The organism is Janthinobacterium sp. GL_088 (assembly GCF_057837845.1).
Genome location: NZ_CM174453.1, coordinates 3,203,735 through 3,228,678 on the forward strand (window position 1 = coordinate 3,203,735; position 24,944 = coordinate 3,228,678).

16 protein-coding genes are annotated in these 24,944 nt (G+C 65.1%); 7 read left to right on the forward strand and 9 right to left on the reverse strand.

Annotation, left to right across the window (positions count from 1 at the left end; genetic code table 11):
- The first annotated feature begins 106 nt into the window (after positions 1–106).
- Complete coding sequence (locus AC3IQ7_RS14520; protein ID WP_158301119.1) at positions 107–346, forward strand: hypothetical protein; 240 nt, start codon at positions 107–109, stop codon at positions 344–346.
- Here AC3IQ7_RS14520 and gcvA read toward each other — a convergent pair.
- Positions 343–1,254, reverse strand: a complete 912-nt coding sequence (gene gcvA, locus AC3IQ7_RS14525) for a transcriptional regulator GcvA (protein WP_489210333.1) — start codon at positions 1,252–1,254, stop codon at positions 343–345. The two genes, AC3IQ7_RS14520 and gcvA, sit on opposite strands and share 4 nt — an antisense overlap.
- A 123-nt stretch (positions 1,255–1,377) precedes the next feature.
- On the opposite strand from gcvA, the gene AC3IQ7_RS14530 reads away from it, so the two are divergent.
- The 3 genes from AC3IQ7_RS14530 to AC3IQ7_RS14540 are packed head-to-tail and all read left to right on the forward strand — an operon-like array spanning position 1,378 to position 4,442.
- Positions 1,378–2,781, forward strand: coding sequence for an MFS transporter (locus tag AC3IQ7_RS14530; protein ID WP_099377015.1), 1,404 nt, complete (start codon positions 1,378–1,380; stop codon positions 2,779–2,781).
- On the forward strand, positions 2,778–3,401 hold the full coding sequence (locus tag AC3IQ7_RS14535; protein ID WP_489210335.1) for a glutathione S-transferase family protein: 624 nt from the start codon (positions 2,778–2,780) through the stop codon (positions 3,399–3,401). The genes AC3IQ7_RS14530 and AC3IQ7_RS14535 overlap by 4 nt, the downstream gene beginning before the upstream one ends.
- Positions 3,402–3,419: 18 nt before the next feature.
- Positions 3,420–4,442 carry an LLM class oxidoreductase gene (locus tag AC3IQ7_RS14540; RefSeq protein ID WP_489210337.1) on the forward strand — a complete coding sequence of 341 codons (1,023 nt, stop codon included), beginning with the start codon at positions 3,420–3,422 and terminating at the stop codon, positions 4,440–4,442.
- A 17-nt stretch (positions 4,443–4,459) separates the two neighbouring features.
- Here the strand turns inward: AC3IQ7_RS14540 and AC3IQ7_RS14545 are convergent, their stop codons facing one another.
- From AC3IQ7_RS14545 to AC3IQ7_RS14580, 8 genes are all read right to left on the reverse strand, one after another.
- Positions 4,460–5,746 (reverse strand): DUF445 domain-containing protein, encoded by a 1,287-nt coding sequence (locus AC3IQ7_RS14545; protein WP_489210339.1) that lies wholly within the window; start codon positions 5,744–5,746, stop codon positions 4,460–4,462.
- A gap of 77 nt (positions 5,747–5,823) precedes the next feature.
- Positions 5,824–7,221, reverse strand: a complete 1,398-nt coding sequence (gene bcaP / locus AC3IQ7_RS14550) for a branched-chain amino acid transporter BcaP (RefSeq protein ID WP_322427134.1) — start codon at positions 7,219–7,221, stop codon at positions 5,824–5,826.
- A 210-nt stretch (positions 7,222–7,431) separates the two neighbouring features.
- The gene (locus tag AC3IQ7_RS14555; protein WP_489210341.1) at positions 7,432–9,219 is read right to left on the reverse strand and encodes an MFS transporter; all 1,788 of its coding nucleotides are present in this window, start codon (positions 9,217–9,219) and stop codon (positions 7,432–7,434) included.
- 56 nt (positions 9,220–9,275) lie between these two features.
- Positions 9,276–10,370 (reverse strand): N-acetylglucosamine-6-phosphate deacetylase, encoded by a 1,095-nt coding sequence (locus tag AC3IQ7_RS14560; RefSeq protein ID WP_099377009.1) that lies wholly within the window; start codon positions 10,368–10,370, stop codon positions 9,276–9,278.
- A gap of 3 nt (positions 10,371–10,373) precedes the next feature.
- A complete protein-coding gene (locus AC3IQ7_RS14565) occupies positions 10,374–11,141 on the reverse strand; it encodes a DeoR family transcriptional regulator (RefSeq protein WP_034781637.1) in 768 nt (255 codons plus the stop codon).
- Between the two features lie 35 nt (positions 11,142–11,176).
- Positions 11,177–12,520, reverse strand: a complete 1,344-nt coding sequence (locus AC3IQ7_RS14570) for a D-tagatose-bisphosphate aldolase, class II, non-catalytic subunit (RefSeq protein ID WP_489210449.1) — start codon at positions 12,518–12,520, stop codon at positions 11,177–11,179.
- On the reverse strand, positions 12,520–13,473 hold the full coding sequence (locus tag AC3IQ7_RS14575) for an ROK family protein (RefSeq protein WP_489210344.1): 954 nt from the start codon (positions 13,471–13,473) through the stop codon (positions 12,520–12,522). The genes AC3IQ7_RS14570 and AC3IQ7_RS14575 overlap by 1 nt, the downstream gene beginning before the upstream one ends.
- Positions 13,460–14,596 (reverse strand): AgaS family sugar isomerase, encoded by a 1,137-nt coding sequence (locus AC3IQ7_RS14580; protein WP_489210346.1) that lies wholly within the window; start codon positions 14,594–14,596, stop codon positions 13,460–13,462. The genes AC3IQ7_RS14575 and AC3IQ7_RS14580 overlap by 14 nt, the downstream gene beginning before the upstream one ends.
- Before the next feature lie 344 nt (positions 14,597–14,940).
- Between AC3IQ7_RS14580 and AC3IQ7_RS14585 the strand changes: the two genes are divergently transcribed.
- From AC3IQ7_RS14585 to AC3IQ7_RS14595, 3 genes are all read left to right on the forward strand, one after another.
- Positions 14,941–18,291 carry a TIM-barrel domain-containing protein gene (locus AC3IQ7_RS14585; RefSeq protein ID WP_489210347.1) on the forward strand — a complete coding sequence of 1,117 codons (3,351 nt, stop codon included), beginning with the start codon at positions 14,941–14,943 and terminating at the stop codon, positions 18,289–18,291.
- Between the two features lie 98 nt (positions 18,292–18,389).
- Positions 18,390–21,335, forward strand: a complete 2,946-nt coding sequence (locus tag AC3IQ7_RS14590) for a TonB-dependent receptor plug domain-containing protein (RefSeq protein ID WP_489210349.1) — start codon at positions 18,390–18,392, stop codon at positions 21,333–21,335.
- 502 nt (positions 21,336–21,837) lie between these two features.
- The gene (locus AC3IQ7_RS14595) at positions 21,838–24,882 is read left to right on the forward strand and encodes a TonB-dependent receptor (RefSeq protein WP_489210351.1); all 3,045 of its coding nucleotides are present in this window, start codon (positions 21,838–21,840) and stop codon (positions 24,880–24,882) included.
- Positions 24,883–24,944: the final 62 nt, after the last annotated feature.

Consider the following 24,944-nt stretch of genomic DNA (forward strand, 5'->3'; position numbering starts at 1 on the left):
AAGAAGAAAAAGCAATTTATTCATGAATTTATTTATTGTATTTGGCAAATTTATGTAGCAAAATGCGGTGAAGCAAGACCGGTCACTATGGATGGAGGAGATGGACATGCATACGAAAATGTCGGCAAGCGGCAGCGAAGAGGCGGCCAGAGGCTATTTACGCGAGGCAGCCGGGGGCGTGCGTCGTTCGTCCGGGCGGCGCCTGAAGGCGCTCGGCTACCTGGCCCTGTTGCTGGCCGTGGTGCCGGCCGCAGCCTGCATCGCCACGGGACGCGCCGGCGTGCCGGTGCTGTTTACCACCATGTGCGGCGTGGTGTCGTGCGCGGCCGACGGCCATGTGTTCTAGCGCGCTTCCTGCGCTTCCTGCGCTTCCTCGCAGATCCAGGTCATGAATGCCTGCACGGCGGGGCGCGTGGCTGCGTCGGGCCGCGCTACCAGGTAGTAGGCAAAGCGCGCGGGCCAGGGCAAGTCCAGCACTTGCACCAGGCGCCCGGCGGCGATCTCCTCCTGCGCGTACAGCTGCGGCACCAGGGCCAGGCCCTGGCCCGCCTCGGCCGCGCGTATCAACAGAAAATCATCTTCGAAGGCCGAGCCGCGCAGCGCCCGCGCCGCATCCTCTCTGTCGTCCGGCGCGCCATGCGCGGCCAGCCACAGGGACCAGTCGGCGCGGTCCGTATCGTGCAGCAGCGGGTAGCGCAGGCAATCGCCCGGCGTGGCGATGGGCGGCTGGCCCGCCATCAGGGCGGGGCTGGCGACGGGCACCAGCACGGGCGCCATCAATCGCGTCACCTGCAAGCCCGGATAGTCGCCCAGGCCGTGGCGCAAGGCCACGTCGACCCGGTCGCGGCGCAGGTCGACGAGGGCCGACGTCGCTTCCACGCGCACCTCGATCTGCGGATGGCGCTGGTTGAAGCGGCCCAGCCTCGGCACCAGCCATGCGGCGGCAAACGTGGCGACCGTGCTGACGGTCAGCGTCTGGCGGGCGCCCATGTCTTCCAGCGCCTGGCTGGCACCGGCGATCTGCGCGAAGGCGCCCAGCAGGGCGGGGTGGACCCTGGCGCCCGCCTCGGTCAGGCGCAGGCCCTGGCGTTCGCGCGTAAACAGGGGCATGCCGACCCGATCTTCGAGCAGGCGGATTTGCTGGCTGACGGCGCCCGACGTCACGTGCAGCGCCTCGGCGGCCGCCTTGATGCTGCCGCGCTGGCCCACTTCGACAAAGGCGCGCAGCGCCTGGAGTGGTAAAGGATGTTTCATCGATATAGTTTTTCTATAGTTAAGCGCGAAAAATCATCGTTTCTGTTTCGCTCTTGGAGAACGCATTATAGGGGCATACGGCGTTCTTTTGACGTCGAGTAAAACTATATCGATAGGATATCCATGCTACTTTCACATCGGCAAATTTGCCTGATCCTGCTATGCACCACGCAATTCGTTGCCTTGCTCGATTTTTCCATCACCATGATCCCCTTGCCGCAAATTCAGCACAGCCTGGGCTTTACGCCCGGCGGCCTGCAGTGGGTGATCAATGCGTATGGCGTGGCCATCGCCGGCTTCCTGCTGCTGGGCGGGCGCGCGGCCGACCTGTTTGGCCGCCGCCGCGTCTTCGTCACGGGGTTGCTGCTGTTTACGGCCGCTTCCCTGGCGGGCGGCTTTTCGCATAGCCCGGCCATGTTGGTGGCCACGCGCGCGCTGCAGGGCTTTGGCGCCGCCATGTTTTCGCCGGCTGCGTTCTCGCTGCTGCTGGCCGTGTTTCCCGAACCGGCCCGGCGCAACCGGGCGCTCGGTGCCTGGACGGCCGTGGCGGCCAGCGGCTTTGTCGCGGGCCTGATCCTGGGCGGCTTCATCACGGACCTGCTGGGCTGGCGCTGGGTGCTGTGGATCAATGTGCCCGTCGGCTTGCTGGTGCTGGCCCTGTCGCCGGCCTTGCCACTGGGGCGACCCGATGCGGATACCGCTGCGGCTGCCGGCACGCTCGACGTTTGGGGCGCGCTGCTGGTGGCGTCGGGCGCGGCGACGCTGGTGTTTGCCTTTGCCAATAGCGAGCATGTGGGACTGGCGCATCCGTTCACCTTTGCCCTGATCGCGCTGGCGCTGGCCTTGTTGGCCCTGTTCGTGTGGGTGGAGGGACGCGTGGCTGCGCCGCTGATGCCGCTGGCCGTCTTCCGGCGCCGCTCCACGGGCGGCGCGAATATCGTCTCCCTGCTGGCCAATACGGCCCTGGGCCCCACCTTTGTCGTCGTGGCGCTGGCCATGCAGGAAGTGCTGGCGTTTTCCGCCACGCGCACGGGACTGGGACTGTTGCCGATGGCCGTCGCCTTTACCCTGGCCAGCGCGTGGGCCGGGCCGGCACTGATCGCCCGCTGCGGCACCAAGCCCGTCATCGTCGGCGGCATGCTGCTGTTCATCGGCGGCCTGGCCATGCTGGGCGCGTCGCTGGCCACGCTGGCGTCGTGGGCCGTCTCCATCCTGCCTGGCACCGTACTGGCCGGCATCGGCTATGGCCTGGCGTTTCCCGCCTGGACCGTGGCCGGCATCGATGGCGTGCCGGAAGCGGACCATGGCCTGGCCGGCGGCATGCTGACGACCACGCAGGAAGTCGGCTCGGCCGTTGGCCTGGCCGTGGGCGTGGCGGTCAGCATCGCCGTGCTTGCCGGCGGCGGCACGGCCGCGCAAGGCTACAGCAGCGCCATCCTCGTTTCCGCCTGTCTGGTGGCGGCGGGCCTGGCGTGCGCCATCGCCATCCTGCCCGGCAAGGCTGCGCGCCAGGAGGCGGCGCCATGATGGAACTCTACACCGACAGCTCGCCGAACGGTTTCAAAGCCACGATTGCGCTGGCCGAACTGGGCTTGCCCTATCAGTTGCGCCATGTGCGCATTGAGCAGGGCGAACACCGGCTGCCCGCTTTCCTGGTCCTCAATCCGCACGGGCGCATTCCGGTGCTGGTCGACCACGACACGGGCATCACCGTGTTTGAATCGGCCGCCATCCTGCTGTACCTGGCCGAGAAGACGGGGCGGCTGCTGCCGAAGGCTCCCGCGCAGCGCTGGGCCGCCATCACCTGGCTGCAATTCCACGCGGCCAGCATGGGGCCGATGCTGGGCCAGCGCGTGCATTTCGAGATTGCGGAAGCGGGCGCGAATGTCGCCGCCACGGCGCACTTTCGGCAATTGAGCGACGCCGCGCTGGCCACCATGGATGGCCGCCTGGCGAACCACGCCTACCTGGCCGGCGACGCTTATTCCATCGCCGACATCGCCAGCTTTGGCTGGCTGCATATCGCCGACCTGATCGGCTTCAAGCTCGATGAATGGCCCCACGTGGGCGCCTGGTACGCCCGCGTGGCGGCACGTCCGGCCGTCCAGCTGGGCATCACGCTGCCCACGCCCGCCACGGGCGCCTGAGCAACTTCAAGGAACAATATGACGATCGATACCAGTGGCGCGTCCTCGCACGCGTTTTCCCACCATGCCGGCTACCGCCGCATGTTCGCGCCCGGCGCGCTCACCCTCGGCATTTATCTGCCCCTGCGCTTTTACCAGGGCGACATGCAGGCGCTGGCCGGCCAGGCCGAGCTGGTCGCTGCCATGGACAGGCAAGGCTTTGCCGCCGCCTGGGTGCGCGACATTCCCCTGTTCGACCCGCGCTTCGGCGATGCGGGCCAGCTGTTCGACCCGTGGACCTACCTGGCGTATCTGGCAGCGTGCACGGACTCGCTGGCCCTGGCCACGGGCAGCGCCATCTTTACCCTGCGCCACCCCATCGACCTGGCCAAGGCGGCTGCCAGCATCGACCAATTGTCCGGCGGGCGCCTGGTGCTGGGCACGGCGTCGGGCGACCGCGCCAGCGAGTTTCCCGCGTATGGCGTGCCGTACGCCACGCGCGGCGAGCGTTATGCGCAGGCCGTGCATATGTTTCGCCAGTTACTGCGCGCCGGCCCCGCCAGCGTCAAAGGTCCACTGGGCAGCATCGAGGGCCTCGAACTGCTGCCCAAGCCCGTGGCGGGCAGCATTCCCCTGGTCGTCACCAGCTCGTCGGGCCAGGCGCTGGAGTGGATAGGGCGCCACGCGGACGGCTGGCTGACGTATCCGGAAGCGACGGATACGCGGGACGGGCCGTGCCGCCTGGCGGAAAAGATCCGCGCCTGGCGCCAGTGCATACCGGATGGCGGCTTTCGCCCGCATATGTGCAATGAGTGGCTGGACCTGGTGGACGACCCCGATTACCCGCGCACGCTAGTTCGCAGCGGCTATGTGCTGCGCACTGGGCGCAAGGGCTTGATCGACTTGCTCGGTGAATGGCGCGAAGCGGGCGTCAACCATGCGGCGCTGGGCATCCAGCATGGCCGGCGCCCGGCCGCGGAGGTGCTGCAGGAACTGGCGCAGGAAGTGCTGCCGCATTTTCCCTCGCATGCGGCGCCGCCCAGCGCCGTGCCGCGCTGGTGAAGGGGAGATTAACGCGCTTAAAACGCGTGGCTGGCGGCGTAAATCAGCAAGCCGGCAAGGCCGCCCACGATGGTGCCGTTGATGCGGATGAATTGCAGGTCTCGCCCGATGGCCAGTTCGATGCGCTCGCTCATTTCATCCTTGCTCCACAAGTCCAGGCGGGCGGCGATGAAGGCGCCCACCTCCCCCCGGTAGCGGCGCACCAGCGAGCCGCTGCCGGCGACGATGGCGTCGTTCAGCCATGCCCGCGCTGCTTTGTCCGTTTCCAGCACCTTGCCCGTGTTGCGTGCCAGACTGGCGATGGCTTGCGCCAGCAAGGGCTGGTCCGCGTGCAGGTCGGTCAGCAGGCGCGTGCTGAGGTGCTTCCAGACGTCGCCCAGCATGGCTTGCACCGTATCGCTGGCGATCAGCTGCAACTGGTAGCGGCGCACCGTTTCTTGCCATTGCGGGTCGGCCTTCAGGTGCAGGGCGCTGTCGGCGATCCAGCCGGCGATGCGCTGACGCAGCGGGTGGTCTGGATCGAGGCGCACGGCGAGGGCGAATTTTTGCAGCGAGGCGATCATGCGCGGTTCATATGCTTTCACGGCCTTTTTCACCAGCGCGTTCTCGATCTGGAAGGCGCCCAGCACGAAATCGCCGATGGCGGCATGGTGCGCCTCGTCGTCCAGGTAGGCGGCGCTGCGGTCGAGCATGAAGTCCTGCAGTTCCTGCGGCTTGCCGTCGGCGATCAGCGCATCGATGCAGTCGGCCGCCACGTCCGACAGATTCAGCTGGCCCAGGTAGCTGCTGGCCTGTACACGCAGCAGGCGTCCCAGTTTGTCGTGGTCGGCCATCGCCAGCAGCTGTCTGGCAACACTGGCGCTGGCCATGCCCAGTTGCCGCGCGTGGACCTCGTCACTGAGCCAGGCGCCCAGGCGCGCGGCGGGATCGGCTTGCGCGATGCGCTCGGCGATGCCTTGCTCGGTAATGAAATGATTTTCCACGAAGGCGCCCAGGCTGCGGCCGATGTCCGCCTTGCTGTTCGGGATGATGGCCGTATGCCACAGGGGGATGCCCAAAGGGTGGCGGAACAGGGCCACGACGGCGAACCAGTCGGCGATCGCCCCCACCATGGACGCTTCGGCGAATGCCTCCACATAGCCCCAGGCGGGGTGGCCGCCCCGTTGCGAGCGGGCCACGGCGAAGACCAGTGCGGCCAGCAGCAGCAAGCCGGCCGCCAGCCACTGCATGTTGCGCAGGCGCGCGCGTTTGAGCTGGTCCGTGCTCTGGTCCAGTTGTGCGATGAGGTCGGGGGAACGTTGCATGGATGGCGGCCTGCGGTGGTTGCGAGACCGCCATCTTAACTGCGGCAGCGACAGGATATGTCGCTGCAGGGGATTTTTTACTGCGGCGGGTGCAGCAGCGAACGGCGGCGCGCGTAGCCGAAGTAGATGACCAGGCCGATCACCAGCCAGATGGTAAAGGCCACCCAGGTGACCCAGCTGAGGAAGGTCATCAGGCCCACGCACAGGATCACGGCCAGCGCCGGCACGTACGGCACGCCGGGGCAGCGGAAGGCGCGTGGCAGATCCGGGCGCTTCTTGCGCAGCACCACCACGGCAATCGACACCATGGTGAAGGCGGCCAGGGTGCCGATGTTGATCAGTTCAGCGAGGATGTTGAGCGGGATCACGGCGGCGATCAGGCCGAAGACGATGCCGACCAGCCAGGTGGCGAAGAATGGCGTGTGGAAGCGCGGGTGCACGGTCGACAGGCGCTTGGGCAGCAAGCCGTCGCGCGACATGGCGAAGATGATGCGCGTCTGGCCGAAGGCCATCACGAGGATCACGGTGGTCATGCCGAGGATGGCGCCCAGGTCGACGAAGCCGGCGATCCAGTTTTCGCCCGCATATTGCAGGGCCAGCGAGACGGGATGGTCGACGCCGAGGAATTTCTGGTACGGCACGATGCCCGTCATGATGGCCGAGACGACCACGTACAGCACGGCGCACACGGCCAGCGAACCGATGATGCCGATCGGCAGGTCGCGCGACGGCTTCTTGACTTCCTCGGCGGCCGAGGTGACGGCGTCAAAGCCGATGAAGGCGAAGAAGACGAGGGCGGCGGCGCTCAGCATGCCGTGGTAGCCGAACGGCATGTAAGGCTGCCAGTTGGCTGGCTGCACGTGGCGCGCGCCGAAGATGATGAACAGCAGCACCACGCCCACCTTGATGGCAACCATGATGTTGTTCAGGCGCGCCGATTCGCGCACGCCCCAGCCCAGCATGGCCGTCAGGGCCAGCATGATGACCAGGGCCGGCAGGTTGATGAAGGTGGTCACGCCGGGCAGCGCACCCGGTGCGGCAGTCAGGGCCACGGGCAGGGCGATGCCAAAGCCCGACAGCAGCGACTGGAAATAGCCGGACCAGCCGACGGAGACGGCGGCAGCGGCCAGGCCGTATTCGAGCAGCAAGTCCCAGCCTATCATCCAAGCGGCCAGCTCGCCCAGGGTGGCATAGCTGTACGTGTAGATGGAGCCTGCCACGGGCACGGTGGAAGCGAATTCCGCGTAGCACAGGGCGGCGAAGCAGCAGGCGACGGCCGCCACGACAAATGACAGCGACAGGGCGGGGCCGGCCGTCAGCGCGCCCGTGCCGGTGAGCACGAAAATGCCCGTGCCGACGATGGCGCCAATGCCCATGAGGACAAGGTCGAAGGGCCCCAGCACCTTGGCCAGTCCTCCTGGCTTCTTGCTGTGGGCAATCATGTCATCCAAATTCTTGGTTCTAAATAAGCTCACTGTGTCTCCTAGTGGTTTTTGTCATGGCGCCATTGCCGCCTCGTGAGTAGCACGACGCAGCCAGATTCTAGCCCACACGCCCGTGATTCCAGAAGGAAAACCGTACGGTGCCATGCGCGTCAGCCCTGACAACTTGTCCAGTAGGCAAAAAAACAGCCCCGGATGTGGACCGGGGCTGGAAAGGAGACTGCTACCGTTGGTTACTTTGGCTTACTTGGCAAAGTGCGCTTCAATTTCTTCCAAAGTCTTGCCCTTCGTTTCCGGCAGCAGGAAGGCTGCTGCCAGGAAGTACAGCACCGTGCAGCCGGCGCCAAAGAAGAACAGGGTCGAATAGCCGTGCAAACCCACCGTTGGCAGGAAGATGGCGGCGATCACTGTCGAGACGAACTGGTTGACCAGCAGGGCGATGCTCATGCCGTTTGAGCGGATACGCGTCGGCATCAGCTCGGACAGGGCCAGCCACACGCACACGCCCGGTCCCACGGCAAAGCTGGAAACGAACACGCAGATGGCGATGGCCACCAGCCAGCCATGCGTGGACGAGGGCACGGGGCCCAGGCTGGCCTTCTCGATGCGCAGCGGCGCCTCGCGCCCGGCGGCCGGGTCGGCGAACGGATTGAGGTGCAGCTTGCGGAAGAACACGCCGATCACGCTGTCGGCCTGCACGGCGTCTTCGCGGGCGATGGTCACCTGGCGCAGCACGGGATCGTCGCTGCGCAAGCTTTTCACGTTGGTGAACGGGCCGTAGGCGTAGGCGATGGTCAGCTGCTGCGGCGTGCCGTCGGCCGCCGCGCCCAAGGCCGTCAAGGTAGCCGCGTCGAGGCGCAGGGACAGGCCGTCCGCTTGCACTTGCGCCGCGATGGCGGGGCGCACGTCGGCCAGGTGCGCTTCGGCGCCGCGGAACAGCAAGCCGGCCGCCAGCAGCGAGACGACGATGCCGCCCGTGCCCAGCATCAGCAGGAACTTGCGGCCCTTGCGGTCCACCAGCAGCACGGCCACCACCGTCATTACGGCGTTCAGCACCTTCAACAGCACGTCGGCCATGTTGGCCGAGGCGCCCGACAGGCCCGCCTGGTTCAGGATATTGACGACATAGGCGAGGATGGAATTGATGCCCGTCGCCTGCGTGCAGGCGAGGATCAGGCAAGCGAGCAGGAAGGGCAGCACATAGCGGCGGCTCAGCAGCGGATCTTTCGCCTTGCCGCTCGCCTTGGCCGTATTTTCCGGCGTGTCCTGCATCTCGCGCAGTTCGATGTCGGCGGCGGCGGGCAAACGCGTGCGCAGCAGCGACTGGCGCGCCTGCTCGATGCGGCCCCGTTGCGCCAGCCAGCGCGGCGACTCTGCCAGCAGCAGGGCGCCGACGGTAAACACCAGGCCCGGCGTCAGGCAGACCCAGAAGATGCTGCGCCACGCATGGTCCTTGGCGGCGAAGATGGCGGCGATGCGGCCCGCTTCCGGCAACGCTTGCGCCGCCTGCGTGGCCGTTTCCACCGTCTGCGCCTGCAGCAGACCGATCAGAGCGGCGGCCACCAGGCCGATGGTCAGCAGCAGCTGGAACAGGGCGGCGCCGCGTCCACGCTGTTGCGCGGGCAGGCATTCGGCCAGGTACAAGGGCACGACGACGCCGATCAAGCCGCCGCTGATGCCTTGCAGCAGACGGCCCAGCAGCAGCGGCGTGTAGCCGTCGGCCAGGGCGATCAGCGGGATGCTGGCGCTGAACAGGGCGCCGGCCAGGAACATCACCCAGCGCCGGCCCAGCAGGTCGGCCAGGGCGCCGGCGAACAGCGAAGACAGGACTGAACCCAGGAGCACGGCGGCGACGATAAAGCTCAGCTGTTGGGCCGTCAGTTTCCAGGCCACCGAGGCCGTCGATTCCAGGTAGGGCAGGGCGCCGGCGATGATGCCGATGTCTATGCCGTACAGCAATCCCCCCATGCCGGCAATAAATAGCAGGTAGCGCATGGCCCACACGGGGGCCTTGTGTGACGTGTCGTGCATGGTAACTCCGGGACGGGGTTGAGGTTGAGGTTGGGGGATGGATCTGGAGGCTGAATCTAGCGGGTGGAAAGATCGATGGCCGCGCCTTCGACGAAGACGGACACTGGCTGTAGTGTGGAATCGAGGACGACGATATCGGCCCAGGCACCCGGTGCCAGGCGGCCCCGTTCGGATTCGCCCAGGTAGTCGGCCGGGTACAGCGACAAGCGGTTCGAGGCGTCGGCCAGGTCCAGGCCCAGCTCGACGAAATTGCGCAGGGCCTGGTCCATGGTCAGCACGCTGCCGGCCAGCGAGCCCGTTGCCAGGCGCACGCAGCCCAGGCATTTGTAGACGCGCTGCGTGCCCAGGCCGTATTCGCCGTCCGGCATGCCGGTGGCCGAGGTGGCGTCCGTCACGCCGTACAGGCGCGGGATGGCGCGCAGGGCCGCGCGCAGGGCGCCCTTGGCCACGTGCTGCAGGTCGGGGATGATTTCCGCGTATTCGGCATGCGCCAGCGCCGCGCCCACCATGCCCGGGTCGTAATGCGTCATGCCCGTCATGCCGTTGTACAGGTGGGTAAAACCGGAGACGCCGGCGTTCAGCGCCGCCACGCCTTCGTCATACGTGCCTGCGCTGTGGCCGATCTGCACGCGGATGCCCATCGCCGCCAGTTGCGGGATCAGTTCCAGGTGGCCGGGGATTTCCGGCGCCATGGTCAGCACCTTGATGGGGGCGATGGCGTGAAAGCGCTGCACCAGCGCCAGGCTGGCCTGCACCACGTCGGGCGGCTGTGCGCCCAGGCGGTGCAGGTTCAAAAATGGGCCTTCCAGGTGCACGCCCAGCATGCGCGCGCCGTTGGCCGGGCGCTCGGCGATGACGCCGGCCAGGCCTTGCAGGGCGTGCAGGATCGACGGCTCTTTCGCCGTCAGGGTGGTGCCCAGCAGGGCCGTGGTGCCATGGCGCGCATGTACCTGCGCTACGGTGGCGCCCGCGTCGTCGCCTTCCATGATGTCGACGCCGGCCGCGCCATGCACGTGCAGGTCGATAAAGCCGGGCAAAATGGTCAGCGCGCTGTCGGCGGCAGGGTCTTCTTGTATCTGGACGATGCGCTGGTCAAAGGTAATGGTGCCCGTGATCCAGCCAGATGGGGTAAGGATTCTGCCGCTCAGCATGTGTTATTCCGCTATAAAAAGTTCGATGCCCAGCTTTTGCAGCCCTTCGCGGTACTCCTGGCTGATGCTGGCATCGGTGATGACGGTATCGACCCGGTCCAGCTGCACGATGCGGTGCAGGCTGACGCGGCCGAACTTGGAGGCGTCCGTGAGGACGATGATTTTCTTGGCCCGTTCCACCATCTTGTGGTTCAGGCTTGCTTCCGCTTCGTGATGGGTGGTCACGCCAAACTGCAGGTCGAAACCGTCCACGCCCAGAAACAGCTTGTCGAAGCTGTACGCCTGCAAACAGGTTTCCGCCTGGCTGCCCTGGATCGACAGCGACTGCTTGCGCAGCAGGCCACCCGTCAGGATCAGGTCCACGCCGGGCGCGTCGGCCAGTTCCCACGCGATGTTCAGGCCATTCGTCGCCACCGTCACGCCGGTCGCGTCGCGCAAATGGCGCGCCAGCGAGATGGTGGTGGTGCCCGAGTCGATGATGATGTTGTCGCCCGGTTCCACCAGCCGCGCAGCATAGGCGCCGATGCGCTCCTTCTGCTCGTGGTTGATGGCGTCCTTCTGGCGTATCGTGTGTTCAGGCGGCGGCGTGCGCGTCAGGGTCGCGCCACCGTGGCTGCGCGTGGCCATGCCTTGCGCTTCCAGCGCATTCAAGTCGCTGCGGATGGTGACCGCGGACACGCCGAGCTTTTCCACCAGATCGGTCACCTGCACCGAGCCCTGCTGGGCAAGCATTTGGAGGATGGATTCACGGCGTTGGCTGGTATTTCGCATGGTGGCGGGCTCAGTAAAAAATGAAAATACCGAGCTTAACAGATTGCCGCTTCGGCAATGACGGGGACTGCCGCATTGCGGTTGCAGGCGCGCGCATATTGCGCCAGCAAGCTGCCGATTTTGTGCTCGATCAAGGCCGGCGCCTGCGCTGGCAGGCTGCCCTGCACCACGGCCAGGTACTGCTCCGGCAAATGCTGGCTCAACAGCGGCAGCGGAATCGCCACGGTGTCCAGGTTGGCCAGCAGCTTGCCGACGGCGGCCGCCACTTCCGGTTCGCCCCAGTAATAGCGGCAACGGTCGCTCAAGCCGTAGCGGCGCATCAATCGCTGCTCGTCCGGCGTGCCCAGGTAATGCTTGATCCAGTTCTTCGGCTTGGCCACCATCACGTCGTCGAGCACTTGCATCAGCTGCGAGGTGGCGTGCGCCGGCAGCAGTTCTTCCTCGATCTGGCACAGCGCGAACAGCGCTTCGCGCAGGGCGAAGGTGGCGGCAGGGCCCACTTTCAGGATGGCGAAATGGTCGCGCACCATGGCGTGCAGGGCGGACTCGCGCTGGTAGTCGGTGGAATGGGCTTCGAACACGAGGCCAGGCTGCTCGGCGACAAAGGCCGACAGCTCGGTGGCGGCGTCCGCGTCGTAATGCTGGATGCTGCTCTGGTCGAAATCGACGCCGGGCTGCACCACCATGGCGATGACGCGGCGCCAGGCGCCATGCAGCTCGTTATCAAGGAAGGCGCGGCGGTGCACGTCGAGCGTGCGGCGCGCCGCTTGCGGGCTGGTGACGGCGCCGGCCTGCGCCAGCGACGCTTCGCCGCCGGGAACCGGCACTTCCGTACCGATCACGTAGACGGGCGGCGCGAATCCGGCGGCGGCCGCCGCCGCTTCGGCGACGATGCACAGGCGCGCCGAACGGGCGGCCACGGTTTCATCGTCGAGTTGCAAAGGGTCGTCGGCACAGCGCATGCTGCAATCGAGGTGGATTTTATGGAAGCCGGCGGCCGCATACGCGGCGATCAGGGTTTCGGCGTGGTCCATGGCGGTGGCCGCATCGAGATGCTGCCAGGCGTTCGGGCCCAGATGGTCGCCGCCCAGTACGAGGCGGCTGGCGGGGAAACCCTGTTCGCGGGCCAGTGCCAGCATGGTGTCGCGGAAAACGGCCGGGGTCATGCCCGTGTAGCCGCCGAACTGGTCGACCTGGTTCGACGTCGCCTCGACCAGCAGCACAGTGTCGTACTCGCTGGCCACGCGCATGGCGGCGCGCAGCACGCTCGGGTGGCTGCAGCAGACGGCGTACAGTCCCACGCGCTCGCCGCGGCGGTGCGCCTTGATCACTTGCTGGATCGGGGACAGGGTAAAAGTCGGGTTTTCCGCTTGCTTCATCATGTTGACGCCTTTGTATGTTGTCGTATCAAAAGGGCCGCGCCGCGCGCGCCGCCGGCATCGCCAAAGCGGGGCGGCAGTATCGGCGGCACGTGCACGCCGGGGAACAGATGGCGCTTGACGGCGGCCGGCAGCTTGTCGTACAGGTGCGGCAGCTTGGACAAGCCGCCGCCGAGCACGATGACGTGCGGGTCGTAGGCCAGCACCAGGCCGGCCAGCGCGTGGCCCAGCACATCGAGGTGCACGGCCACCGTGCGCTGGGCCACGGCGTCGCCCATGTTGGCGCGCGCCACGATCGCCAAAGGCTCTGCGCCGTCGCCGCCAAAGTGGGCGTGGATTTTGCGCATGGCGGGGCCGGAGACATAGCGCTCCAGGCAGCCCGCCTTGCCGCACGGGCAGTCGTAATCGGCCAGGCCGTGCTGCGCCAGCAGGGTGGCGGGCAGGCTCCAGTGGCCCCATTCGCCGGCCACGCCGTTAAAGCCGCGCAGCAGCTGGCCGCCCACGCAATAGCCGCCGCCTGCGCCCGTGCCGAGAATGGCGCCGAACATGCTGGCGGCATTGTCGGCCGCGCCGCCCTGCGCTTCCGACAGGGCGAAGCACTGGCAATCGTTGCCGATGGCGACAGGACGTTTTAAGGCCTGCTGCAGGGTTTGCGCCACCAGGCGGCCGTTCAGGGCCGGCACGTTGGAGCTGAGCTGGCGGCCAGTGGCGCTGTCGATCACGCCGGGCAAGCCGATGCCGACGGGCGCCGTCGTGCCCAGGGCGGCGTCGCCGCGCGCCACCAGGTCGACGATGGCTTGCACGAAGGCGGCAAAATCGTCGCCCGGCGTGGCTACCCGTTCGCGGAACACTTCCGCCAGCGCGCCATCGTGGTCGGCAAAGGCGACCAGCTCCATCTTGCTGCCGCCGATGTCGATGCCGTGGTAGCCGGCTGTGTGTTTAGAATTGGTCATGGCCATAGATGGTGACGCCCTGCACGACACGGTTGACGATGCCGCCGGCGAATGGATTGTCGGGGCGCAGTTGCAGCAGCGCGGACTGGTGCAGCGCATATTGCTGCGCCATTAGCAGCCACAGCGAAGCCAGCCAGGCGTCGGGCCAGGCCGGCGCATCGGCAGATAAGTCGCTGCCGATGCCCACCGTCAGGCAGCGCTGCGCCACGCTGTCGCGCTGCAGCTCTTTCAATAGGTCGTCTTCGTATTGGCGCGCCAGGGGCTTGCTGCTGAGCAGCAGGATTACCAGCGATTCCGTGGTGACGGCCGATTTCGGGCCGTGGCGGAAGCCCAGCGGCGTATTCGCCATCGCCATCACCCGGCCGCCCGTCAATTCCAGGATCTTCAATGCCGCTTCCTTGGCCAGCGCTTCCAGCGGACCGCTGCCCAGGTAGACGACGCGTTGCACGGGCGTTGATCCCAGGTCCGCCACGGGCGCCGACCAGTCGCGCAAGGCTTGCTCGCCGAGGCCGGCCATGGTCTCCAGGCGATTCAGATCCGTGTCCTTGCCAAGCACCGACAGGGCCGCCAGCAGCATGCTGCTGAAACTGCTGGTCATGGCGAAGCCGCGGTCGCAGCTGCCTTCCGGCATCAGCAGGTTATACGTATTGCTGTCGTTGGCGCCCTGGCGCGCCAGCTTGCCGTCCGCGTTGCAGGTGATGTTCAGGAAGCGCGCGCCGGGCACGACCTGGCGCAGCAGTTCTACTGCCGCCAGGCTTTCCGGGCTGTCGCCGCTGCGGGCAAACGAGACGAGCAGGGTGGGCGCGTCTGCTTCCAGGTACAGCTCATGGTGCGTCAGCAAGGTTGTGGTGGCGATGGCGCGGATTTGCGCCGGCCAGGCCGCATTCAGGGTATCGACGACGATCTCGCCCACATACGCCGAGCTGCCGGCGCCCGTCAGGATGACGCGTTGCTGCGGATTCGACAGTGTGTCGCCGAGGAAGGCGGCCAGGGCTGCTTGTTCATTGTGCAAAATGCTGGCCAGCGCGCGCCAGATGGCCGGCTGGTGGGCGATTTCCTCGGCCGTGTGCAGGCCGCCGATGTCGCGCCAGGTTTGAATGTCACGCTGAAGAAGGGTAGTCATGAGAGCTCAGTAAAGTGTTTGTTGGAGAAAGCATAAATACTAAATTTCGAAAAGTCAAATACGAAAGTAAAACGAAAGTAAATAGTTTTCTGTCTTGCGAAATAATGTCGCTTTAAAGGCATCGAAGCTTGCTGCGGTGCAGCGTAAAAGCCCGCGGCGGCGCGGCTTGTCGCTGAAATGCCACGATAACGAAAGTATGTTTTGTGACATTTTGGTGAAACGTAAGAAAAATGCGCCAATTATGGGCATTTTATTAATAAATTACCGCTTTAACTTTCTTTTGATTGACGATATTTATTTTTCTTCTTAAAGTATTTCATCGAATCACTTCTGAAAGCCGATAGATGAAACCTCTCCCGCTTCCCCGCCGCGTCCTTGCCGCCTGTGTCCTCGCCGCCCTCGCCACCTTGTCTGCGCAAAGCTTGCAGGCCGCGCCTCTCGGCAACCTGGCCAGCGTGAGTGCCGTGCACGCGGCCGACGTGGACAAGGGCGAGGCACTGGGCTGGGATCTGCGCAGCGACACGGGCATGCAGCTGCGTATCAGCCTGCCGCAGGTGGACGTGCTGCGCATCCAGGCCGGCGGAAAAGGGGGCTTGACGGGACCGGGCGACAAGGCCGCGCCCATCGTCGTGGGCCAGCCTGCCGCGCAGGTGGCGTACCAGATCCATGAACAGCCCGACCATATCCTGATCAGCACCGAAGCCCTGAGTCTGCGCATCGACCGCAAACCGTTGCGCTTTACCCTGCTGCGCAAGGGCGATGCGGTGCCCCTGTGGCGCGAGGTGCAGCCGCTGTCGCTCGACGACAAGCAGGGCGTGCAGGTTCTATCGAGCTTGCCGGGCGAGCGTTACTTTGGCGGCGGCCAGCAGAATGGCCGCTTCGAGTTCAAGGGCAAGCAGGTGCCCGTGTCGTATTCGGGCGGCTGGGAAGAGGGCGACCGCCCGAATCCCGCGCCATTTCTGATGAGTTCACGCGGTTGGGGCATGCTGCGCAACACCTGGTCCGACGGGAACTACGACTTGCGCGACAAGGAGCAGATCTCGCTGCAGCACGCGGAAGGGCGCTTCGATGCGTATTTCTTCGTCGGCAAGGACTTGCGCGACGTCGTCGCCCGCTACACGGACTTGACGGGCCGCGCGCGCATGCTGCCCCGCTGGGCGCTGGAATACGGCGACGCCGATTGCTACAACGATGGCGACAACGTGAAAAAGCCCGGTTCCGTGCCGAAGGGCTGGAGCGATGGCCCCACCGGCAAGACGCCGGACGTGGTGGAAAGCGTGGCGCGCCAGTACCGCGAACACGACATGCCGGGCGGCTGGATCCTGCCCAACGACGGTTATGGCTGCGGCTACACGAACTTGCCGGAAACGGTGAAGGGCCTGGCAGGCTATGGCTTCCGCACGGGCCTGTGGACGGAAAACGGCGTCGACAAGATCGCCTGGGAAGTGGGCCAGGCGGGCAGCCGCGTGCAAAAGCTCGACGTGGCGTGGACGGGCAAGGGCTACCAGTTCGCCATGGATGCGAACAAGTCGGCCTACGACGGCATCCTGAACAACTCCGACAGCCGGCCCTTCCTGTGGACGGTGATGGGCTGGGCCGGCATCCAGCGCTACGCCGTGGCGTGGACGGGCGACCAGAGCGCCAGCTGGGACTACATCCGCTGGCACATCCCGACCCTGATCGGCTCGGGACTGTCCGGCCAGGCCTATGCATCGGGCGACGTGGACGCCATCTTCGGCGGCAGCCCGGAAACCTATCTGCGCGACCTGCAGTGGAAAAGTTTTACGCCCGTGCTGATGGGTATGTCCGGCTGGGCCGCGGCCGAGCGCAAGCACCCGTGGTGGTTCGAGCAGCCCTACCGCGACATCAACCGCCGCTATTTGAAACTCAAGATGCGCCTCACTCCCTATATGTATACCCTGGTGCGCGAAGCGGAGCAATCGGGCGCGCCGCTGGTGCGCGGCCTGATGTGGGATTACCCGCAAGACCCTGCCGCCTACACGGAAGCCTATAAATATCAGTTCCTGCTGGGCCGCGACGTGCTGGTGGCGCCCGTCTACCGCAGCCAGGCCGTCAGCGGCGGCTGGCGCAAGGGCATCCACCTGCCGCAGGGCACGTGGTACGACTACTGGGATGGCCGCCAGGCCACGGCGGACGCGAAAGGACGCGACCTGGACATGCAGGTGACGCTGGATAAATTGCCTGTGTTCGTGCGCGCCGGCGCCATCCTCCCCATGTATCCGGAAATGCTGTACGACGGCCAGAAGCCGAAGGATCAGCTGACCCTCGATATCTACCCGCACGGCGATTCCGAATACACCCTGTATGAAGACGATGGCAACACGCGCCAGTACCAGGGCGGCGCCTTCAGCCAGCAAGTCATCCGCATGCGCCAGACGGGCGGCGATGTGCAGGTCGACATCGGCGCCGTCGATGGCCAGTACCAGGGCCAGGAAGCGCGCCGCGGTTATGCGCTGCGCATGCTGGCGGGCCAGGCACCGGCCGCCGTGCGCGCTGGCGAACGGCTGATCGCGGCAGCCGGCGACCGCGCTGCCTACGACAAGGCGGCAGAGGGCTGGTATTTCGACGCGGCTGACAGGCAAGGCACCCTGCACGTGAAAGTGGCGGCGCAGGACATCCGACAGGCCTTGACTTTGCAGGTCGCCGGCGCGCTGGCCGTGGCCAGAATCGACGCCGACTTCCCTGCCGCTCCCGTGCCGGGCCGCGCCTTGCCGGCCGACGCCATGCAGGTGGTGGCGCGTCCTGCCGAGGAAAGCGGCTATCCGCTGGAAAACGCCTTTGATGGCAAGCCAGAGACGTGGTTCCGCACCGTGCGCAGCCCGTCCGTGAAAAGCGGTCCGCACGAATGGGTGATCGGCTTCACGGAGCGCCGGCTGGTCGACGGCATCGAACTGGCGCCGCGCAACGACCAGCACTGGAAGCATGGCCAGGTGCGCGACTATGAAATCTACATCGGCGACAACAACGGCGAATGGGGCGCACCGCTGGTGCGGGGCACGTTGAAACTGCAGGAAGGCGTGCAGACGATTACTTTCCCCGCCACGGCCGGGCGCTTGCTGCGTTTCCGCGTCATGAGCACGCAAAATCCGGAAGGCGACGGTGCCGCGTCCCTGGACCCGATGGTGACGGCGGCGCAAGCGGGTCCGGTGGCGCGCGCGTTCGACGCGGCGCTGGCGACCGACGTGGCGCCCGTCACCCTGTCCGCATTCCGCGTGCTCGAGCACCGCGTGGCCGACGGCGAGGAAGTACAGCGCTACCTGTCGGACCTGGCGCTGCCGAAGACTGTCGCGAAAGACCGGCCAGTGGGCAAGGTGGCCGAAATGCGCATGAACGGGCTGTGGTTCCGCAAGGGCCTCGGCGTGGGACCTGCCAGCCGCATCGATTTGCAGCTGGCGGGCAACTGGAATCTGCTGCGCGCCGACCTGGGTGTGGACGATAGCTGCCGCAGCGCGGGCGGCTTGCAATTCCAGGTCTGGAGCGGTGAGCGGCTGCTGTATGACAGCGGTCTGGTCACGGCTCCCGGGGTGGTCAAACCCGAAATCGACGTGCGCGGCCTGAGCCAGCTCAGTTTGCGCACCCTGGGCGCGCGCGGCGCCCACCCGGCCCAGGTGTGCGGCAACTGGGCCAACGCCGTGCTGACCGGCACGGAAGGCGCGACCGTCAAGCCGCGCTAGACACATCATCATTTCACTACAAAGGAGCCCCTCTTCGGACCGGGGAGGGGCTCTTGCAAGCTGACGAAAACAAATCACTTATAAAAAGGGAGTTGGGAATGCACTTGAAAAAACTGATGGCCGCCATGGTGGCGGTAGGGTTGGCGTCGACGGCACTGGCAGCCGAGGAGGAGAAACTGGCGCGCGTCGAAGTGACGGGATCGAGCCTGAAGCGCATCAACGCGGAAACGGCGTCGCCGGTGCAGGTGATCAACGCCAAGCAGATCGAAAACATGGGCGCGCTCACCTTGCTGCAAGTGCTCGACAACCTGCCCGCCGCCCGTCCGGCGCAGCAGGATTTTCGCTCGATGTTCACGGGTTCCGATGGCGGTTCGCAAGCGAATTTGCGCGGCCTGGGCGCGCAGGGCACCTTGGTGCTCTTGAACGGCCGCCGCCTGTCGTTCTATGGCGCGCCGGCCGGCTTCCAGACCATGTTCGTCAATATCGACGCCATTCCCGCCGCCGCCATCGAGCGCATGGAGATTTTGACGGACGGCGCGTCGGCCGTGTATGGCTCCGATGCCGTGGCCGGCGTTATCAACGTGATCACGAAAAAGTCGTATCAAGGCCTGGAAGCGCGCGCCAATGGCGAGTTTTCACCGAGCGTGAAAGCCTATGGCGAACGCCAGGCCAGCGTGCTGTATGGCCTGGGCGACCTGGCCAGCGACGGCTACAACATCTACGGTTCCGTGAACGTCTACCAGCGCGACCGCATCGCGCTGGCCGACACCTGGCAGAAGCGTCCTTCGTATTTTTATGCGAACAATCCCAATTTCATCCCGAACATGCGCGTGGGCGTCGGCAGCGAACCGGGCACCATGAATCCCGGAACCTTCTTTGTCTTCGACAAGGCAAATAACAATGCCCGCACCCAGCGCGCCGTCAATGGCTGCAACAACAGCATCACCGAAGCGTCGGGCACGCGCTGCGTGTGGAATGCGCTGCCCAACCAGCTCGACACGGGGCCTACCTCGGAGCGCGCCACGGCTTACCTGAGTGGCCGGCTGAAACTGGGCGGCGACATGGAAGCGTTCGCGGAAGGCGCCTTCACCCACATCAAGATGCGTGGCGAGAATGGCCCGTCCAGCTTCAATAGCGGCAGCACGAACAACTGGTTCGCGCGAAATACGGGCAATACCCTGAACACCTTCGCCACGCCTTTCCTGAGCCCGAACAATGTCTACCTGAAAGGCAAGCTCGATGCCGACATGGTGGCCAGGATGGGCGGCGCGGCCGGCTTGAACTACCTGCTGCAGGATGCACAAGGCCACTTCGGCCAGAAGAACGTCGATGAAAACTACCGCGCGCTCGTCGGCCTGCGCGGCAGCATCGGCGGCGGCTGGGATTTTGAAACGGCGCTTAGCGTGGCGGGCAGCCATTCGACCCTGTTCCAGACGGCGAATATCAACATCAAGGGTTTCGAGCAGGCATTCGGGCCGTTCACGAAAGACCCCGTCAGCGGCCGCACGTATATCGCCGACAATCCCGCCTACAAGTTCGGCGAAATCAGCGAGGCGAATGCGGCGCTGGTGCGCGCCGCTTACCCGACGTTTGCCATCGAATCGTGGACCAAACTGATGACGTGGGACGCCAAGCTGGAAGGCACCCTGTTCAAGCTGGGCGAGCGCGAAGTGCGCGCCGCCGTCGGCACCAACGTGATGCGCGAGAGCTTTCTCACGCCCGGCAACGCGGATGCGGCCAATGGCCTGATCACGCAGCAGGGCGGTTCCTGGTTCGACGGCCGGCGCACCATTGCCGCCGTGTTTGGCGAAGTGGTGGTGCCGCTCAGCGACACCCTGGAAGTCAACGCGGCCGCGCGCGTGGACAAATACCCGCATTTCGCCGCCAACCTGGCGCCCAAGCTGGGCGTGATCTGGCGTGCGCGGCCCGACCTGATGCTGCGCGGGACGTATTCGGAAGGCTTCCGCGCACCCAATCTGGCCGAATCGGGCACGGGCGGCGTCTTTGCACAGGTGGGCGGCATCCGCGACACGGTGCGCTGCGATGAAACGAATGCCATGGCGCGCGCCCTGATGAAGTCCAAGGTGGCGACGGATGCGGACCTGGGCAAGAGTTTGCTCAATTCGAACTGCTCCACGACGGTGGGCGGCCTGACGCCGCCGAACCAGAACCTGCGTCCGGAAAAGGCGAAGATATCGACCGTGGGTCTGGTGCTGCAGCCGGCCAAGGATGTGAGCATCTCCATCGATTACTGGTTCATCAACCGCCGCGACGAAATCGTGCGCCAGGACTTCAACGAGCTGTTTACGGAACTGGTGGGCAAGTACGGCCCGACCCTGGCCGGCACATCGAGCGCCATCCGCAACGACCTGACTGACACGGACCGGGGCAATGTGGCGGCGGTGGCGGCCATGTGCGCCAATCCCGCCAATGCTGGCGTGTGCGCGGGCGGCGTGCCCGGCTACTCGGTGGGCAACCTGGGCGGCTTGATCAACTCGTATTCGAACCGCGGCCGCACTTTGATGGACGGCGTGGACATCGACGCCCGCACGCGCTTCGCGCTCGGCGACTGGGGCAAGCTGAGCACCGGCATCGCCGCCACCATCCGCAAGCGCGACACCCACGACAGCGAAGACGGCAGCGACATCAAGGGCAACACCGTCGGCTACTACGATTCGCCGCGCTACCGCGCCACCGTGAATGCCGACTGGAGCTACCGTAACTTCGTCAGCAGCGTCTTCGTCAACTACTCGGGCAAGACGCGCTGGGCCTATGGTCCCTGGGACAAGGACAATACGCCGGAAAACTGCACCGCCGCCTCGGTGGCGCTGCCGGCCGGCCAGTGCAAGGGTGCGCCGTCGTACACGACGGTCAACCTGGCCTTCAGCTGGAAACCGATCAAGCACCTGGACATTGGCCTGAACGTGAAAAACGCGTTCAACAAGCAGCCGTACTACGACCCGAACGGCTGGGAAGGCTACAACCATAGCCAGGACCTGTTCGGCCGCCAGTTTGCCCTGTCGGCCAGCTACAAGTTCTTTTAAGGCGTGACCTTGTCCCGGCCCGCCAGCCAGCATGGTGGCGGGCCGGGGTATTGCTACAAAAAGAAAAGACAACATTCTAAAATGCGCAATACGAAAGATAAACGTAAGTGAAAGGCGATTGCCTTGGCTGCTTTCGCGTTGATATCCCCAGATTTCTGCGCCGGTTCTGTGCTCATGGCCATCTCCGTACCTACGTGTGTATCCGTCACACCACGATAACGAAAGTTATCTGACGCATTGCTGATTGAATCGAAAGATAAAACGCCTTTATTTACTGAATTTAGCAATAAATTTGCGTTGTAACTTTCTTTTTGTTGACGATACTTATTTTTCTTTTTAAAGTAATCCCAAGAAAACGAAAATCAGCCGATACGGACTGATTTCCCGGAAGGCGCAACTGCCTGGCTGCGCCGGCCGACGACCACCATAAAAATTGCATCCCCCGGCTCCGCCCTGGAGCGGGGAGGGCGCGCATAACCCTCGATATAGACGGAGACACACCATGCATACCACCCGACTCAAATTGCGCGACATCAGCCGCGCCGCCGCGATCGTGATCGCCCTGGCGGCCGGCGTGCCAGGCCAGGCCTGGGCACAGTCGAACGCCACCAGCACCATTTTCGGTGAAGTAAGCGCGCCGGCCGGCGCCACCGTGGTGCTGGAAAACCTGGCGACAGGCGTGCAGCGCAGCCTGACGCCCGATACGTCGGGCCGCTACGTGGCCAACTCCATGCCGCCAGGGCGCTATGCGGTGCGCGTGCTGCGTGCCGGTTCGGTGGAAGCGTCGCAGGAAGTCGAAGCCCTGATCGGCGCGGGCGCGGAAGCGAACTTCGGTCCGGCCAGCGCGGCAGGCGCCGTGGGCCAGGAGCAGACCGTCGTCGTGAAAGCGTCGCGCAATCCGATCGACGTGTCGAACACCAACAATGGCGTGATCTTCACGGCCAAGGAATTGAAGGCGCTGCCGGTCGGTAATGACGTCGCTTCCATCGTGCAGCTGACGCCGGGCGTGGCGCGGGGCACCAACAGCGCATATGGCAATGCGCCGTCGATCGGCGGCTCGGGCCAGTCGGAAAACGCGTTCTACGTCAACGGCTTCCCCATCACGAATCTCCTGACCCAGGTGGGCGCGTCGGAACTGCCGTTTGGCGCGATCTCCAACCTGCAGGTGCTGTCGGGTGGTTACGGCTCGGAATTTGGCCGTTCCACGGGCGGCGTGATCAACATCACTACCAAGAGCGGCGGCAACAAGGTCGAATTCGGCGGCAAGGTGTCCATCATCCCCCGTTCGCTGAAGGGCACGACGGAAAACCGCTATTACCCGAACACGGGCGCCAATCCGGACACGGATGGCACCTTGAAGTACTGGAACCGCGATAACGGCAGCACCAGCAAGGTCGTCGGCTTGTACGGCAGCGGACCGCTGATCAAGAACAAGCTGTTCGCCTTCGTGGCGCTGGAACAGACGCGCACGGACGGCGGCGCCGTCGCCGGTGCGCGCGATGACTCGGACAAGGTGCTGCCGAACGGCTGGCGCGAGAGCAAGAGCAAGGTTGACCGCATGATGGCCAAGCTCGATTACAACCTGACGGACGACCATCATTTTGAATATACCAAGCTGTATGACCGCACGACTACGGATAGCCAGAGCTATGGTTTCGACTATGCCACCTTGAAACGCAACAACGTGCCTGGCGGCGGGAGCGAGACCACCATCAACTGCTGCGGCTCGTCGGCTGCACCGGGTGCGAATGTCGACATCTTCAAGTACACGGGCTACCTGACGGACAACCTGACGGTGACGGCCATGATGGGGCAATCGCGCACCAGCCACCGCCGCACTCCCGAAGGCTATGACCCCAGCCTGGCGCAAACCAAGTCCATCCAATCGACGCAAGTCCCTGGCCTGGTCTACATGAACCCGCAATCGGTCACGGGCACCCTGACCGACCCTTCCTCGGAGGACCGCCAGAAGGCCAAGCGCCTGGACCTGGAATACAAGCTGGGCAAGCATTCGCTGCGTGGCGGCATCGACCGCATCGACGTGGAATCGAAAGTGGGCCTGAGCCTGGCCGGCGGCTATCGCTGGAACTACCTGCGGGCGACAGATCCGAATCTGCCGATCAACGGCGCCTTTGAAACGCCGGCCCAGGGCCAGGGCTACGGCAAGGATGGCTATTACGTCAGCAAGGACCTGAACGCCAACCTGGCCCGTCCGACCAGCGTGCAATCGGCGCAGTACATCCAGGATCACTACCAGGTCACGGAACGGGTGCTGCTGGACCTGGGCCTGCGCCGCGAGCAGTTCACCAACTACAGCACCGATGGCGTGGCCTTCATTTCGCAGCGCAACATGATCGCCCCGCGCGTGGGCGCCACCTGGGATTATCTGGGCGACGGCACCCTGAAATTCTTCGCCAACGGCGGCCGCTACCACCTGCCGGTGCCATCGAATTTGTCGAGCAACATGGCCAGCCCCTTCCTGGCCACCAGCGAGATGTACACCTATACGGGCGTCGATCCCGTCACGGGCGCGCCGACGGGCCTGCACGCCATCAGCAAGCCGTATTCGGCCAACAACGCGTATGGCCAGAGCCGCGATGCGCGCGAAGTGACGGCCGTCGGCCTGAAGCCGCTGTCGCAGGATGAATTCTCGCTGGGCTTCGAACGCGCCTTGAGCAAGAAGCTGGTGGTGGGCGCCAGCTTCCTGTACCGCAAGCTGAACGACACCAACGACGACGTCTGCGACGAGCGTCCGCTGCAAGCCTGGGCCACGCGCAACGGCGTCGATACGGGCAACTGGAGCGGTTTCCAGTGCGCCATCATCAACCCTGGCCGCGACAACAGCCTGATGGTGGACTTTGACGATGGCAAGGGCCTGCGCCGCGTGGATATTTCGGCGGCGGAGTGGGGCAACCCACTGCCATCGCGCACCTACCGCGCCTTGAACATGTTCATCGAGCACCCGTACACGAATGGCTGGTACGGCAAGCTGACCTACACCTTGTCCGGCCTGAAGGGCAATATGGAAGGCCAGACGGACAGCATCGGCGGCGGCGACGTGGGCCTGACCGTCAGCGACGATCACAAGGAGCTGATGTACAACGCCTATGGCTACCTGCCGGGCGACCACCGCCACGCCTTCAAGGCCTATGGCTTCATGCAGGTCATCCCGGACGTGATGGTCGGCGCCAACCTGTCGCTGACCTCGGGTGCGCCGCGCAACTGCATCGGCGCGCTGCCCGACAACCTGAGGTTCGAGAACGACTATGGCGATTCCTACTTCTATTGCAATGGCAAGCCGGCGCCGCGCGGCAGCCAGGGCCGCCTGCCGTGGCAAGCCCAGCTGGACATGAATGTGGCCTATACTCCCAGCGCCGTCAAGGGCCTGAGCCTGAAGGTGGACGTCTTCAATGTGTTCAACAGCCAGACCGTGACCCGCTACAGCGAAACGCGCGAAGACCATGGCGCCATCTCCCGCAATTACCTGCAGGTCGATGGGCGCACGGCGCCGCGTTCCGTGCGCTTCACGGCTGAATACACCTATTAAACTGCAGCCGGCCCGCTGCAAGGCGGGCCGGCGACGAACATTACCAATGGAAGCGAGTAGAG